The organism is Pseudoalteromonas sp. NEC-BIFX-2020_002 (assembly GCF_013002825.1).
Lineage (GTDB): Bacteria > Pseudomonadota > Gammaproteobacteria > Enterobacterales > Alteromonadaceae > Pseudoalteromonas > Pseudoalteromonas neustonica.
The window spans coordinates 103,975-119,656 of the sequence record NZ_JABEPJ010000002.1 but is presented as its reverse complement, the minus strand read 5'-3'; the positions used below and the strand labels follow the sequence as shown (position 1 = coordinate 119,656).

Genomic DNA, 15,682 nt, shown 5'->3' with positions numbered 1-15,682 from the left:
ATTAACTATCGTAGGACTGTTTTGAATTATTTAGCCCACCTTTATTTAGCAAAACCTACTGCCGACTCACATTTTGGGAATTTACTGGGAGATTTTGGTGGCCAACGGCAGTTAACACAGATACCCACCACGGTTAAAAATGCACTAGATAATCATTATTTAGTCGATAAATTCACAGATTCACACCCTTTTGTAAAAGAAGCGAAGCAGTATTTTTCTCCTAAGCGTAGGCGCTTCGCAGGGGTTGCGATTGATGTGTTGTTTGATCATTTTCTTATTCAGCATTGGCATACTTTTAATCAACAACCACTAAATGACTTTAAGCAAACCAGTTATGGGCTTTTGGGTAAACGTATACCCGTTATGCCAGCGCGAATGCAGCGCGTAGTAACCAGCATGACAGAAAACGATTGGTTTAAAGAGTACGAAACTGTCGATGGGGTGGGGCTGGCGCTTGATAATATTGCTGCGCGGATTCGTTTTACTAACACCTTTACTGGCGCTGCTGAAGATATTACCCGTTATTACACTGAATTAGATGCTATTTTTTTAGCATTCTTCCCTGAGTTGATTAAGCATGTGAATCAATGCGCTCTTGAGGGAGCTTAAGATGGTAACGTAAATGGTTTTTAATGTAGGTCAGGCTTTAGCCTGAAAGTTATGTGAGATAGAGGTATCGCTTGGCGGAATTAATTTTGACCTAAATAAAAAATAATTCCGCTAAAATCGTCTTGATTGATGGCTAAACCTGGCTTACTCATCAGGCCCTTTTAACGTGAAAACTAAATGCCTACGCATGTCTTTTAAAATAACGCCTTTTTTTAACATCGCGCCACTTAAGCGTTTTTGCCATTTTAATAGATCGGGTTCTGCCGCTTCTAACGATTGCTGATCTTCAAACTGGAAGCACAGTAGCAAAGAACTTGGAAATAAGTGATATTGCACATCAAACCAGCATTGTAACATGCCAGGGATTTCAGTACGGGCTTGTTCTTCAAGTGTATCAGCAGTTTTTATTACCACTGCTTGTTGTTTTATTTGCACTGCAGAAAGTTTTTTCATCGTTTTAATCCAATTAGAGGCTAAAAATGCAGCCAGATAGGTGGATTATAACCGAGCTTGCAGAGTGCCAACAACTTTAAGCAAGAGTTAAGCTAAATCTTATCCAAAAGCTAAGTCATATGGGCTATTTGTTGTAGGTGCAGAACTTGCGAATTGGTGGCTAATTTACTGTGATTTATTATGAAAAAAGGTGTATGAAATAAATCTATTTGCAACTTAAAATCTCGTGCTTTTGGGTTGAAGCCGAACTTGCGGTTTAACACGAGCCTATTGCAGTTCGATATTTATCACGACAAATTAGCTCCACAATGCAGAGGAAGTGATAATACCAATCGGCATAAATATTTGAACAATTTAACTAATTAAATCAATGGTATAACGTCGTTAAGTTTTTATTTAAACCAACCCTTTGGGCGTTTCACAGGCACTTACTCTCAGCGTTGTTACTTCTTAAAAGGGATAGCCATTGTTGCAAAGTAACGCCTTGATATTAAACCCCTGTGAAACGCTGAATTCTGCATATTGAGGTGGCTTGGGCATATAAAACAGCTACAACGCAAATATAAACACTATGATCCTAGTGGTTGTTTTGATAAAACCAGACCTTTTGCCCTAAGTGATAAATCGCACCAGCTTATCATCACAGTAAACAGCAATAAGTAGCAGTACAAGGGCAAGTAATGGTACATAAATAAACGAGGCTACTACGTCACCTCGCATAACGACGTTGAGTATCAACGGCATCAGGATAATCACAGTGGCGATGATGCGATAACAGATCAGTAAGGCTTTATTGAGCATGGGCTATTCATTGTGTTTGCTAATATATGGGCTATTTTAGAAACAAATGGTTAGCGGCACAAAAGGATAATATTCACTCGATGGGTGAGCAGCATTCATCTATTTTGTAGCAGTAGGTCTGACTTTTTTAGCCAATTGATAAAACATTGAATATCGTGGCGTTCAGCATCTTCTTGTCGATAAACTGCATACAGTGATTTTGGGTAGGGTATAAATTCATTAAATGGTGCGACAATCATCCCATGACTCAGTGACGTGTTTTCAATAGGAAACATGGCAAGCGTCATACCTAATCCTTGTGTGGCTGCATTCATTGCAGACTCGTAATCATTAAATGTAAGTGAGCGTTTGCTACTGTTGAGTGTTACCCCCATGGCTTTTGCCCATTGCTGCCATGCGTCGTCAATATAGGTAAAGTCAATTAACGGTAATTGACTAATATCTGTTAATAATTGAGGTTGGTGTTGTTTGGCAAAGGTGGGTGAGCATACTGCTGCCACTTGAATATCAACGAGTTTTTGCGTCATAGTATTAGGCCAATTACCATCACCTAGCCTAATCGCTAAGTCGATATCATCGTAGCGCAAGTCCGACAGCTTATTCCCTATTTCTATTTTGATTTCTATATCTGGATGGGCAGCTTGAAATGCACCAAGTTGTGGGATAATAATGTTACTGGCTAAGGAAGTGAAACAAGATATTTTAAGGGCAGGGGACGAAAAGTGGTGCTGCAACTTTTTAGTACCATCTTCAAACTGGTTTAGCCCTCGCTGCACATATTTTAAATACATTTCGCCTGCTGCATTGAGTGCTACACCACGGCTTTTTCGTTGAAACAAAGCAAACCCTAAATGCCCTTCAAGCGCTTTTATTTGGTGGCTAACAGCTGATGGAGTAATGAATAATTCTTCACTGGCGGCTTTAAAGTTTTCTAGACGTCCAGCGGCTTCAAAAATACTTAACAGGTGAAGGGGAGGGTATTTATGTTTCATTTATAATGATGCCTAGCTGCAATTTACTCAAGCATAAATTAAAAACAGCAATAGGTGAATATAATTCAATATAAAGTGAGTACTGGCTTGCCTTTACTGCGCTTTATTATTGGTGTTATTTAGCTTTATTGAATTTATCAGTGGCAAAAAGATCTGGTTTGATTGGGGTGAATATAAGTGTTTATTGCTAGTTATTAGTTTTGCATATGAGATTATAATACCAGTAATGATCGTCTGTAACTTTAGTTGATAATGATAAAAATGTGCCCCAACCTCAAGTCATCGCTTATAACTGCTTTTTTACTTTCCTTTTTGAGCGGATGTGGGGGGAGTGATGAGCATAAGTCTCCTATTATTGATCCGCCAATCACAGAAGTAATAAATCAAACGCCAATTTTATTGTCAGCGCCTTTGGATGCGCATGAAGGGCTGATGTATCGTTATTCATTAACTTTTAAAGATCCTGAAAACGACCTAGTTACTGTTACACCTAGTTTGCAGCCAGACTGGTTAGTATTTGATGCTACGACGCAAACATTCTCAGGAATACCTGCTTATAAAGATGTGGGTGAGCACATTATTACGTTTCAGTTTAGTGATAGTGAAAACCAGCAAACAAAACAGCAAGTTTTTAAAGTACAAGAACGAGCAAATACACCACCAATTTTAATAACGACAAAGGCTGCCGCCAGAGCGGGTGAAGCATTTTCATTAACTCTGCAAGTAAGTGATGTAAACTCAGATCCAGTTAGTGTATCTATTGCTGAACTGCCTAATTGGCTGTCTTTTAATAGCCGTTCTTTTGAGCTAACTGGGATAGCAACAGACGCTGATGTTGCTGAGTTAACGTTAAATGTGTCTTTATCAGATGCTCGTGTGACAACAGTTAAACAATTAATTATCACCATTTCACCTAGTTATGTTGAAACGGCTTTGGTTTCTGGTAATGCGTTAGATGTACCAAACAGTGAGCTATTATTAGACGCAGCGTTAGCTGAAGTTGATGCACATAGTTTGCGCTTTCAAACCATCAAACAAGCATTGTTTCAATATGATTCACAGAGCCCATTAACGGCACTAAGTTGGAACCCAACATGGGATGCAACCTTATTAAAAGCAAAGTATCCGTTTAATCAAACTGTGCTCTATACAAACAATAGTTGGCAACAAGGGTATGAAAGTAAAGAGCAGCCTTTAGCTATTGCAGGCAATAATAAAGATAACAGCGGACGTTATTTAGTTTTTGGTAGTAACCCATTTCGCACTGAAATTAACCAACAAATGCAGACATTTTTGGGTAATGGCTCTACATGGTTAGCAGGGCGCAACATTAATTTGGCTGAGCCGCTTAAATTAGTTATGGCGCAACTTGATGAGAGTTATTACTTTAAAGATCAAAGTCAAACACGTTTATGGTTCGATACCCACTTTGCCGACAAAGTGAGTTATAACGAAGCTGGCGCATGTGATAATACAGCGCTAACAGGCTGCTTAACTGACGACATTGATGTATTAATTATTTCGCAGCACCTGCGTACAGAACATAACACTGAGATAATAGCAGCAGCGGTAAAACAAGCTCTAGCACGAGATATAGCGGTACTTTATATTCAACGAGATGGTAGTCAAACACCGTTAGGACAAGCCTTGTTTGAGCTTATGAATATAAATGTTATTGCAGATAATTACTGGCATCGACTAGAGCTGAAAGATTGGGATTCAAACGGACTTAACAACACTTTACCCGCAGCGGCTCAAGTAGTTAAAGATCTACTGTTACGATTTAAAAACGATAGCTTCACTGTCGACCTTTCGAGCTGTGATACACGCAGTTGCCCAGATCAAAGCCAGTACCAACAACAGTTTGCTGATGCCGCAGAAATTATCAAAAATGACTTAAGAGAGTTTGATCTTAATAAACGTATGATATTTGAAAGTGAGGGGCATCGTTTTCATAAGTTACTAGCGTTATTAGGCGATCACTATCGCCAAACAGTCATATTTCCGATGGATAAACTAAGTAGTGATACGAATGCTTTTTTTAAATCATTATTTGCTGATCATTCGGTTGTGAATCTACGAAAAGTGAACCCAAAGCAAACCGACATGGGAAATTTTAGCCGCAGCGATTTTAGCCATGTAACGCCTAAAGTGGTAACCGTGACTATGGTAAGCAAACCCAAATTTCGCTCTGCTGGGGTATATGCTTTACCTGGGCAAACGTTTTCTATTACTCGCACTGATAATCAAGCGGTATCTACCAAAATATTTGTTAATTCACTACGCGATGGTGCCACTCATTTTATGAGCGAAAATGGTTATAACCGACCGTCTAAATTACAATCGATTCATGTTCCAGTTGCTAGCAATGAAACGGTATATTTTACGTCACCTTATGGTGGGCCTATCCAAGTTGAGTTTGATAAAAATAATATATCGGTCAGTTTTAAGTTTGAAAGTGTAGGGCAGCATCCATATTGGCGAAGCCCCGTTGATGATGTGCTTTTTGCAGAGCAACTAGAAAAAGGCGATTTCGATTGGGCTGAAGTGGCAACGGATGGCTTTGAAATACATTCAAAACTTGAGAAAATGCGACAATCGATTAATGAAGGTTACTGGCCAATCGCTTCTGACTTTGCTAATGCGGTTGTGCGTTATACGCATAATTACCCTCATGTGTTAGCGGGCTTTAAAGGTCCTGGTATTTCTGTGATTAATGAGATCCATGACTTTGCCACTAGCCGTAATCTTGAAGTGCAAACAATTGATATTGTAAAGCACATGAATGCAGATCAACCTACATGCGGTTGGGGGTGTTCTGGTAATCCATATGATGCAGGTTGGAATTTTAACCCTGTTGGTCATGGTGATATTCATGAGCTTGGCCATGGGTTAGAAAAAGGGCGTTTTCGTATAGATGGGTTTGGCGGTCATTCAAATACAAACTTTTATTCTTATTACACTAAATCGCTTTTTGAAGATGAGACAGGTAATTCAGCAAACTGCCAAAGTTTACCGTTTGAAAGTTTATTTAACCATTTACAACATAGTAAAAAGCAGCCTGATCCATTTGCTTACATGCAAGGGTTGGCTATGTCCGAATGGTCACAAAGTCATGCCATTTACCTACAAATTATGATGGCGGCACAAGCATATAACAAACTTGAAAATGGTTGGCATTTATATCCACGACTACACATTATAGAACGTGCTTTTAGCCAAGCCGATAACAATGAGAGTAATTGGCAAGCGCAAAAAAATGCATTGGGCTTTAATGACTACACACTCGCAGAGGCAAAGTTGATAACTAATAATGATTGGTTACTGATTGCATTGTCAGAGGTGACGTCGCTTAATTTAAGCAATTATTTTACTCTGTGGGGAATGGCAACTTCGGCTAAAGCGCAGCAGCAAGTTAATAGTAAAAATTATCCCGTATTAGGCGATGTGTATTTTGCTGCGAGTGAAAAAGGTTATTGCAGTTCGTTAAATCACACTCAAGTTGAAGTGGATGGTGTGCAAATATGGCCAAACAATTAATAACCTGTCTATAAAAGAGCAGGCCGAAAGTGTTGTTTCGACCTGTTTTATGTCGTTAATTTGATATTACATACCCAAGCCACCTCAAAATGCAGAATTCAGCGTTTCACAGTGGCTTAATATCAGCGTTACTTTGCAACAATGGCAATCCCTTTTAAGAAGTAACAATGATGAGAGTAAGTCCCAGTTAAACGCCCCGCGGGTTGGTTTTAAAGCGATTTATACTAGGTTACTTTTATAAGGGATTGATTTTAAAAATAGAACCATTATTACTAGCAATCAATGCCTTGCCTAAATCGCTTTAAATTCCAACGACGCTCGCATCTTTAGGTGGTTTGGGTATATGAGCTACTTCATTGAGCGCCATGCAAATGTAGAAGCGGCGATTACAACGGCGGTAGCAATACCTAAATAAAGAGTCTCTAAGGCGCCGCCAAATTCAACAGCATGCTCTAAAAATACGATAACCAGTACGACAGAAGTGACTTGCACGAGTGTTATTTTTAAGTCATGAAAGTCCTTGATGTGGAATGCGGCTAAAAATTGAATCTCATTTGACTTAGGGGGCGCTATAAATAGACGATACAAACTGATGGCGATAACTTGTAATGTGATCCCGATTAAGAGTAAATCGAGAATTTTAAGTAACTCTACTATGAGTTCTTTCCCACCTTTAGCCGAGTCAGGCAAATTGAATATAGTTATTTTTACTATATTAAACACAATATTAATGCATGACACGTAAACCAGCAGTGCTGATAATGCTGCGGTGATTACGGCTATGATGACTAAAAATCGACTATTTTGAAAAATCTTTTCCATGTTATCCAACTTATAACTTTACTAATGCCTATACGAATTTTAGTTTAACAAAGTTTACTTAATAGGTATTTTTATTTATTCGTTTTGGGGGGCGTGGGGAATTTGATTGAACCACTACCAGCTTGGTAAAGCTAATAGTGGTTTATGATTCTCGTTATAATGCTTTTAAGCTTTTTTCTAACATTGCTTGAATTTGTTTAACTATCTTTGCTTCTGTTTCTGGTTCAAATTGTGCAATGCGTGGAGTATGGATATGCCCTGTGGGAATGCTTGAATTTAACTCGTTACGCAGGCGAATACTGCGATACGAAATTTCATTCGATAGGTAGCCACCACCACCGCCTTTTACTGCAATGGCATTTTTTAGTTTATTCAAACTGTTGGGTTCAAATGCTTTTTCAAGTGTAATGACTTTGTGGTTATCATTTATGGTAAATGGCCCTTTAGCTTGTTGTATTTGTGTAACGGGTAGGCTGAATTCTACAAATTCGTTACCCGGTAGCGGGCGCTCGTTTAAGCTTGGTATTTTAGGGGCTGTTGCTGTGCCACCATAAACAATATTGGCGTTGTCTGGAGCGGTGACGCTGCGGCGTTTGCCCGGAAAGCGCTCAAGGTCAAAGTCTTTACCCCCCATACTTACAGTTACTATCATATCGACATTATTTAATAAATAGCTGAGTGTCAGGCATGGATCTTGCTCTGACCAAATATTGAGTTGTTTAGTTAAACTAAGACGATTTTATTTTATATAAAAAGGCGAATTTATGTGAATTCGCCTTTCTTAAAATGAATGACGCAACGCTTAATTATGTGTTGCGTAAAGATCATTATTGTTTCTTTTCACTTACAACTGGTTTGCCATAATTAGGCGAACGAGGGCCATGTAATAGACCGTTGTATGCATCTGATGAAAGTAAGCGGGTTGATGCAATGGCTGCAATTTCAAAACCTTTATCAGTTACTGTTTCTGCAATTTGGTTAATTGCAGCAACAACAAGCATACCAATCAGTCCGCCGCCGCTATTATTACTTTGTTGCTCAGCTGAAGAAGCTCTTGCTTTATCTTTCCAAAGTACATCACCTGTACGTAAGTCAACCAGTGAAGCCGAAACTGTCACTGCGGTTTCACTTGAAATAACAACGTAGTTGGTACCGTACTCTTCGATTGTGATGTACAGTGCAGTATCAGCACCAAAAATATCATGCAATTTTTTTACTGGCACTTTATGTACATCACTAGCAACAGTTAGGCCATTGCCTTTAAATGTTTGCTCAACAACAGCAACAGGAAAGACATAAAATCCTGACTCCGCAATAGGCGCAACCATTTGTGTCATAACACTCGAAGAGGCAATAATTTCAGGTGTATTATTAAGCGGTGGCAAGATAATAATTGAGTGAGGATCAGCTTGCTTAAAAGCGGTGTAGTCGTGCGGAGGTGGCGGCGAAACACAGCCTGCAAGTAATGTTATTAATGCTATGGTCGTAATTGATTTTAAGTTAAACATATTAAGAGCCTTTAGCAGAAAGTAGAAGGAAGTCGATATACTGGATTGACTCTGGAAACAGTGACTTTTCAGTTTCAAAATGTGTCGTACCTAATACTGTGTCACCTGTTTCAAAGTACAACATACCTAAATGTGCATGTAGTCCAGGAGCAACCGTTTTACTTTGGTTTGCAGCATCTGTAACAACTTGTTCCAGCATGCTAATCTGTTCTTCAATAGTCACTTGATCTGCTTTAAAATAAGCGTATAAGGCAGTATTGTATTCACCATAATAATAAATAGGCTCTTTAGTTGTCTTGCAACCTGTAAGCGTCATAAAGACTAATGCCAGAATGATTATTTTTTTCACTATTTATTGCCCCATTGACCAGATTCGAGACCGGTTACAAGTTTGTTAACAACTTCACGAATGGCTAAATCTAAAACTTTACCATTTAATGTTGCGTCGTAAGATGCAGTGCTACCAAATCCTATAACTTCGCGCTCTGATAGGCTATATTCGCCTGCACCTTGTACAGAGTAGATGACTTCAGAAGTCGTTACGTCAACAACGTTCAGTGTGACTTTGGCATATGCTATTTGTGATTTACCTTTACCAAGTAAGCCAAATAATTGACGATCGCCAATTGCTTTACGCCCAAATTCTGTTACGTCACCAGTTACAACAAATTTAGCGCCGCTTATTACTTGTTTTGTGCTTGTTAATTTAGCTTCTTCAGCGAGTGCTTTCATATTATCGCGGTCAAGCACACTAAAACGATTTGTCTGTTGTAAATGACTCATTAAAGTTGTTTTAGCTTGACTACCTAAACGATCTTGGCCGGAAGAAAAAATTCCATTTTGAAAACTAGAACGGTTAACAAATTTTCCAACAACCAATTTACTTTTAGCTCCAGAGTAATTAGTGTTGTAGCTTGCAACTGTTGGTGTTTCAATTGATTTTGACGATGTTGTGGCACAACCACTTAAAGTTGAAACAGTAAGTGTAGCAATTAGAATTGTTTTTATTGGTTTCTGGCTTATATCCATAATTTATTATTTCCATAAAAGGTGGTATTGGAGAATCACTTACCTCTCAAGCGATTGATTTTTATGCTGTAAGTGAGTTTTTAGTGCAATGTGCTATTTCATATTAGTTTATAAACAAAATCGAACAAAATGGCAATGTTATTTATTTTCTATGCATAACCCATACTATTTATTTTCAATAAATAGTATGGGTTATGCATAGAAAATACTTATTCAAGCTATCTAGAAGTGCATAATACTTTGTTTCATTGGACTTTAGTGTCAAGAAAGCACATTGCGAGAATGCTATTCTCTTTTACGATGTAGCATAGATGTAACCAAGTGCTAGGGCGTGTTGACCTTTGTTTATTGAAATTTGTTCAATCTAGAGGCGATTTAATCGCGGCGCGAGGTTTGTAACCTAGTGGGCTAAGTAAAAATCGAGCAAAGCTTCCGCGCCTGCTCACGCCGCTTACCTACATCCATGTAGGTAACAAAGAGTCAATCGCCCCTAGGAAGAATCCTTTGGGCAGCGCATGTTTGGAATTTATACTGCGTTATCGCCTATTTATCGGGAACACCACACACCATAGGCGCTGCCTTGCCTAAATACCAAACATACTGCTGCAAAATTAATCACGAAAGGTCAACACGCCCTAGTGATGTCTTTAACTAGTTGGTTTAAATAGGGCTTATACTGCGTTATTGATTTTAACAAGGGGCTAACTATTATTTGCAATCAACACTTTGTCTAAAAAATAAACATGCAGCTGTAAATTTAACCTCGAGAGTAAATAAGGGTCAGTGCAATACTTTTTCTATAAGGCTTCTAGGCTTTTTTCTAACATTGCTTGAATTTGTTTAACTATCTTTGCTTCTGTTTCTGGTTCAAATTGTGCAATGCGTGGAGTATGGATATGCCCGGTGGGAATGCTTGAATTTAACTCGTTACGCAAGCGAATACTGCGATACGAAATTTCATTCGATAGGTAGCCACCACCACCGCCTTTTACTGCAATGGCATTTTTTAGTTTATTCAAACTGTTGGGTTCAAATGCTTTTTCAAGTGTAATGACTTTGTGGTTATCATTTATGGTAAATGGCCCTTTAGCTTGTTGTATTTGTGTAACGGGTAGGCTGAATTCTACAAATTCGTTACCCGGTAGCGGGCGCTCGTTTAAGCTTGGTATTTTAGGGGCTGTTGCTGTGCCACCATAAACAATATTGGCGTTGTCTGGAGCGGTGACGCTGCGGCGTTTGCCCGGAAAACGCTCAAGGTCAAAGTCTTTACCCCCCATACTTACAGTTACTATCATATCGACATTATTTAGTGCGTAGTAAGGTGCAAGTAGGGCTTCAATAATGCCTTGATCAAAATCTTCGTAGCGCACAGGCACCATCACGGTATTTATTTCTGCGCTAATGCCTTTATAAGTGATCACTTGTCCGTCTAATAATAATGCGGCTACGCCAGATGGATTACTTTGGTTGATGTTTCGATCAAGTAAGAATGGGTCAAAACCAGTCAGTAAAATCTTCTTTGCGGTGCTTTTAGAGTAGGCAAGATCAGTGCGGCCACGGCTGCCGTTTTCTAACATAGTTAACAGGGTACTCTGCTGTGCTGGAGTTAAGGGGAATTCAGTTTTTGTGGTGCGAATTACTTTGCTCGAAAGTAAGCGAGCCCAGTATAGTTCGCGATCATCGTAACTTTTACTGGTTACAATACGGGTTTTAGCGTCTTGCCAAAGTTGGCTTGAGTAATCATGTATTAAGTCTGTTGCTTGCTTGAAGTTTTTTAGGCTTTTCCAGCTGTGTTCAAATTGCGTTAAATCATCAGAAAATGCAGCTAAAACCTGTGGCATTGCTGTTGCGGCTTTTTCAAGGCGTAACTCTTCAACTGTTAAGTTAGCGCTCAAGGTAGAAAAAGAAGATAGCATTAAGCTAGTGGCTAATAGTTGTTTGATCATGGAGGTCCTATGCGGTTAGCGCTATTTATTAGACTTACTATCTTATTAATGCGTTGCTGGTGCAAATAAAATCGCTGAGTGCCGGTTAATACAAGCCAAGATGGGAAGTGAGCATATGCAGAGTTGGTATACCTTTGTACTAGCTTAGGCAAATTTAGTAATGAGCTCCGTTAGAAAACTATCATATACCCAAGCCACCTCAAGATGCGAGCGTCGTTGGAATTAAAAACGATTTAGGCAAGGCATTGATTGCAAATAATAGTGGTTCTATTGTTAAAATCAATCCCTTATAAGAATAACGCTGTATAAATCGCTTTTAAGCCAACCCGTTGGGCGTTTCACCGGTGTTCACTCTCATCGTTGTTACTTCTTAAAAGGGACTGCCATTATTGCAAAGTAACGCCTTGATATTAAGCCTCTGTGAAACGCTGAATTCTGCATCTTGAGGTGGCTTGGGTATAAATCAAGAAAGAATAGGTTGGTGTGTAAAAGGTAAAGTTTTAAGTAGCTAAAACTAAAAAGCTATTGGTGCTTAATGGTGGGGTTGGTGGGGTTGGTGGGGTTAATCAAACGAGCTGCGATGAAAATAATATGCACAGATTGCTTTTTGACTGATCTAATAATTAAGTGAAGGCGTATTATGCTGCGTATAGGTTAAGGTCAGTAATGGGTAAGTTTTTGAGTAACTTTATTTTCGCTTTTGTTTACAATTTATTGCAATTCTTTAACTTTCAACCTGTTATAGCACGCTCTTAGCTGAGATAATAAAAATAGCATAAAAACTGAATGGATTAATAATGAATAAATATATACTTACGCCGCTTGTGGCTGCACTTACAGTAGCATTAACAGCATGTGGCGGGTCATCATCTAATAGTGATAATACGACCCCTACAACACCTGGTTCTAATGGTGGGAATTCTAATCAAGCACAGACTATTTCACTACAAGCGCTTTCTTATCAATGCGAGATTGATACGCCTTACCAAGCTGACATCGTTTTTCATAATCAAGATGGTAACTCAATAGGTTCAGCAAAAACGGATGAACAAGGCCTATTTTCTGGTGAATTACCCACTGGCACTAAGCATCTTTCAGTATTAGGTGATGTGACGGACTATCAGCAAGAAGAATACACACAGATATTAACAGAGCTTGATATTGAAAATAGAAACAACCTAGGTAAGTTTTATTTCGAAAACTACAATCAAAATTGTGGTTGTGAGGAATATAGGGTGGATACAATAAACCTAGGTGATATTGCAGCTTACTATAAAGTATACAAAGCAGGGAATGAGCTTACAGATACAGTATATATTTGCCCAGGTGAAGAAAAACTCTATTTAACGGCAATTACTGAATCTGCTGTTGAAGCTAAAGCAGCCGTAATAGCAATACCTCAAGATTCCAAAGTTATCAAATTGACCGAAGCTGATTTTAGCCATGAAGGCGTAGAAGTGGCCGTACAGCAAACTCAAGAAAATGGCTATTCTAGCACAAGAGGTTATATCGAAGAGGCGAGTAAATATCAGTTTGTACAGTTCGTATCTTTTAGTGGTGATGATTCTTTATTCGTATTCCCAACAGTTACTGAGCATAACTTTTATGTTCAAGTTAACTCACAAAAAAGTAATGCGAATAATGTAGAAGTGAGCTTCAACAGCTACGCTCGAAGCAGTGTCAATGCTGATGGCAGTTATATACCTACAGATTTACCAGAGATATCATCGGGGTTGGGCTTCGATTTAATGCAGTTTGCAAACGATTCGCAGTTAAACTTTGATTTTAGTAATGTCGATGAGAGGTTTGCTAGAGCGCGCTGGGGCTATAGCTTTTTGGTGAGTGATGCAGCTGAAACTCGATTTGATTGGGATATCAGTGGCGGTGTTTCAGGGCAAATCCCTAACTTGTCTTTTGGCAGTGTTTTTCCTGAACCTGTAGACCAAGTGGTGTTGGAAGAGTTAACTTTATTGCTATATGGTTATGGTGGCAATGCGACTGATGCTCAAAGCTATGCAAAATTATTAGATACGATAGCTGAAGGTGGGCATATAACTAAACCTGAGTTTAGTAATTATGTGTATTTATTTATGAGTGCACAGCTAGACTAATATAAAAATAACAAAGGCCGTTCTCGTGGCCTTTGTTATTTTTGCAACTGAAATGAAAGATAGAACAGCCATATCGTTTTTTTGAAAATAAGTTCGTCTTTTTATACGCCTGTATTTACCTCTTTAATTACAGCTTATCCGCTATAAAAAAGCTTTTTACTTGTACTTGCTCTTTGATGGTGAGTGGAATATTTAAAGCTTGGCACTGTTCGCGTAAATATTTTAAAAACGCATTTGTGAGTGTTTTAGTACAGTCATTATCAGAAAAATAATGACCCGAATTCTGCAAGTGGGTAATGATATTTTCAATGTGTTTCGTTTTTACAGTATTACCTGACTTAACGACTTCCTCAGTGACAAAATTTGACAGTGCTTTTGGGCAATAAAGGCTTAACGCAATACCTTTAGACAAAACAGAAAAAATGCGCGTAAACACGTTATTATTAAATAAAGGAATTTCTAATCTATCAAGTACTTTTTGTAATTTATCGTTTAACGAAGTCACAGGTTGCTCATTTAAAGCTTGTGAATTTGATGTCTCATCATGAGGCAAATTAATAATCACACAGTTGGGGTGAGCACCCGTGATGAGATGTTTTTTGGGATGAAAAATATAACCGCTATGATAGCATAATTCATCTAGTTTCAAGCTAGCAATAAGCAAAGATATTGTCTTAAAGCCATATTGTTTTCTTGCTGCAATAAACTCAGATAATGGGGTGTTATGTATGCAATTAGATACATGAATAGGCTTATTCGTTAGTGTAATCTGAGTGTTTAACCAATCAGCTATATTGGATTTATCAGTGTCACACAAGACTAGTTTGGTTGTATTATTTAATTTATTAGATGGTGTTAGCGTAATAATTTGCGCATCTGGATAGTTACCTTTTATAGCATGATAAGCAGGGTCATATAGATAGGAGGAATCAGATTTATAAGGGTGCAAATTAAGGTGTTTGAGCAACTGCGTAACATTTTTAAACCCCCAGCGATGTTTTGGAATTTCGATATCCTCTAGTGCACCATTAGTTGTAATATTACCGATGTAAATCGGTTTTTTAATTGTTGCTAAGTAGGACACTAACTTACTTTCTAATTTATGCTTTACTGATTTGGGAAGCGGTGGAGTGTGTGTTAGCTCTAAATGTAGATCATTTTGTGTATAGCCAATAAGCTCATTGAGTTTATAAACGGAGTCTGCAACTGATAGGTAGCACTTACTAGCTTTTCCTGCAAAGCTGATCCCGGTTTGTTTACCAAGTGCACGGGCATTACGTAAAACCGGTGTGAAATCGGCATCGGCACTCATGATAAAGTATTCCTCTATATGAGGCTGCGTTATCAAGCACATAGTTGCATCGACCGCTATTTCTTGATCCGTTGCTGTTTTACCAAGAGTCGTAACGGGTGGGCAGTCGATTACTTTAAATCCATGCTCTAAAAATGGCTGTCGATATTGAGAGAATGAGATAGGGTTCATGTAGACTTGTTTAACATTAAAATGTCGGGTTTGACTGAGCTCTTTGAGCCATGAGGATATTTTATCAATAAACAAATGTCCGATCTCTTCATAGCTAGCGCAAATGAATATATTATCGAAATCAATGAACAGCGCACTATTTAGTTTAGACATGTTTTACCCTATTTATTTTGCTATTACCCTTCAAACATCCTCTAGTTGATTACGCTGATCAAGTTATTTTGTATTAATAATTTTCAGGTGAAATTTTGGACCTTTAATTGAAAATTATGACAGTTCTGCTAGTCGATATAGTATATGGGTAAATTTGTATAATTAATTTAAAAATTGATTATTCGGAAGTCTTTTTTGATTAATTAATGTTCTTCTTTGCAGGCGTTAAAGCTTG

General features: G+C 38.4%; 12 protein-coding genes and 1 pseudogene. 3 read left to right on the top strand and 10 right to left on the bottom strand.

The window, feature by feature from the left end; all coding sequences use genetic code 11:
• Positions 1–21 precede the first annotated feature (21 nt).
• Positions 22–609 (top strand): acyl carrier protein phosphodiesterase, encoded by a 588-nt coding sequence (locus tag HJP15_RS02825; protein ID WP_064435294.1) that lies wholly within the window; start codon positions 22–24, stop codon positions 607–609.
• A gap of 144 nt (positions 610–753) precedes the next feature.
• Here HJP15_RS02825 and HJP15_RS02820 read toward each other — a convergent pair whose 3' ends face one another.
• From HJP15_RS02820 to HJP15_RS02810, 3 genes are all read right to left on the bottom strand, one after another.
• Entirely contained in the window at positions 754–1,062 is a 309-nt protein-coding gene (locus HJP15_RS02820) for a hypothetical protein (protein ID WP_054203467.1), read from the bottom strand.
• Positions 1,063–1,674: 612 nt separating this feature from the next.
• On the bottom strand, positions 1,675–1,863 hold the full coding sequence (locus tag HJP15_RS02815; protein WP_054203466.1) for a hypothetical protein: 189 nt from the start codon (positions 1,861–1,863) through the stop codon (positions 1,675–1,677).
• Between the two features lie 95 nt (positions 1,864–1,958).
• Entirely contained in the window at positions 1,959–2,855 is an 897-nt protein-coding gene (locus HJP15_RS02810; RefSeq protein ID WP_170173027.1) for a LysR substrate-binding domain-containing protein, read from the bottom strand.
• A gap of 261 nt (positions 2,856–3,116) precedes the next feature.
• Between HJP15_RS02810 and HJP15_RS02805 the strand changes: the two genes are divergently transcribed.
• On the top strand, positions 3,117–6,395 hold the full coding sequence (locus HJP15_RS02805) for an ImpA family metalloprotease (RefSeq protein WP_170173026.1): 3,279 nt from the start codon (positions 3,117–3,119) through the stop codon (positions 6,393–6,395).
• 348 nt (positions 6,396–6,743) lie between these two features.
• Here HJP15_RS02805 and HJP15_RS02800 read toward each other — a convergent pair whose 3' ends face one another.
• The 6 genes and pseudogenes from HJP15_RS02800 to HJP15_RS02775 all read right to left on the bottom strand — a co-directional run bounded on the left by HJP15_RS02800 (position 6,744) and on the right by HJP15_RS02775 (position 11,700).
• Positions 6,744–7,217 (bottom strand): YqhA family protein, encoded by a 474-nt coding sequence (locus HJP15_RS02800; RefSeq protein ID WP_054203463.1) that lies wholly within the window; start codon positions 7,215–7,217, stop codon positions 6,744–6,746.
• A gap of 154 nt (positions 7,218–7,371) precedes the next feature.
• Positions 7,372–7,890: pseudogene (locus HJP15_RS02795) on the bottom strand (PA0049 C-terminal domain-containing protein); the annotation flags it as partial.
• A 154-nt stretch (positions 7,891–8,044) separates the two neighbouring features.
• Positions 8,045–8,725 (bottom strand): DUF799 domain-containing protein, encoded by a 681-nt coding sequence (locus HJP15_RS02790; RefSeq protein ID WP_170173025.1) that lies wholly within the window; start codon positions 8,723–8,725, stop codon positions 8,045–8,047.
• A 1-nt stretch (position 8,726) separates the two neighbouring features.
• Positions 8,727–9,074, bottom strand: a complete 348-nt coding sequence (locus HJP15_RS02785; protein ID WP_170173024.1) for a DUF4810 domain-containing protein — start codon at positions 9,072–9,074, stop codon at positions 8,727–8,729.
• Positions 9,074–9,754 carry a CsgG/HfaB family protein gene (locus tag HJP15_RS02780; protein ID WP_170173023.1) on the bottom strand — a complete coding sequence of 227 codons (681 nt, stop codon included), beginning with the start codon at positions 9,752–9,754 and terminating at the stop codon, positions 9,074–9,076. The genes HJP15_RS02785 and HJP15_RS02780 overlap by 1 nt, the downstream gene beginning before the upstream one ends.
• Positions 9,755–10,551: 797 nt before the next feature.
• On the bottom strand, positions 10,552–11,700 hold the full coding sequence (locus tag HJP15_RS02775) for a PA0049 C-terminal domain-containing protein (RefSeq protein ID WP_170173022.1): 1,149 nt from the start codon (positions 11,698–11,700) through the stop codon (positions 10,552–10,554).
• A 797-nt stretch (positions 11,701–12,497) separates the two neighbouring features.
• On the opposite strand from HJP15_RS02775, the gene HJP15_RS02770 reads away from it, so the two are divergent.
• Positions 12,498–13,811: a hypothetical protein gene (locus tag HJP15_RS02770; protein WP_054453747.1), complete on the top strand. Its 1,314-nt coding sequence runs from the start codon at positions 12,498–12,500 to the stop codon at positions 13,809–13,811.
• A 127-nt stretch (positions 13,812–13,938) separates the two neighbouring features.
• Here the strand turns inward: HJP15_RS02770 and HJP15_RS02765 are convergent, their stop codons facing one another.
• Positions 13,939–15,447 (bottom strand): NYN domain-containing protein, encoded by a 1,509-nt coding sequence (locus HJP15_RS02765; protein WP_170173021.1) that lies wholly within the window; start codon positions 15,445–15,447, stop codon positions 13,939–13,941.
• Positions 15,448–15,682: the final 235 nt, after the last annotated feature.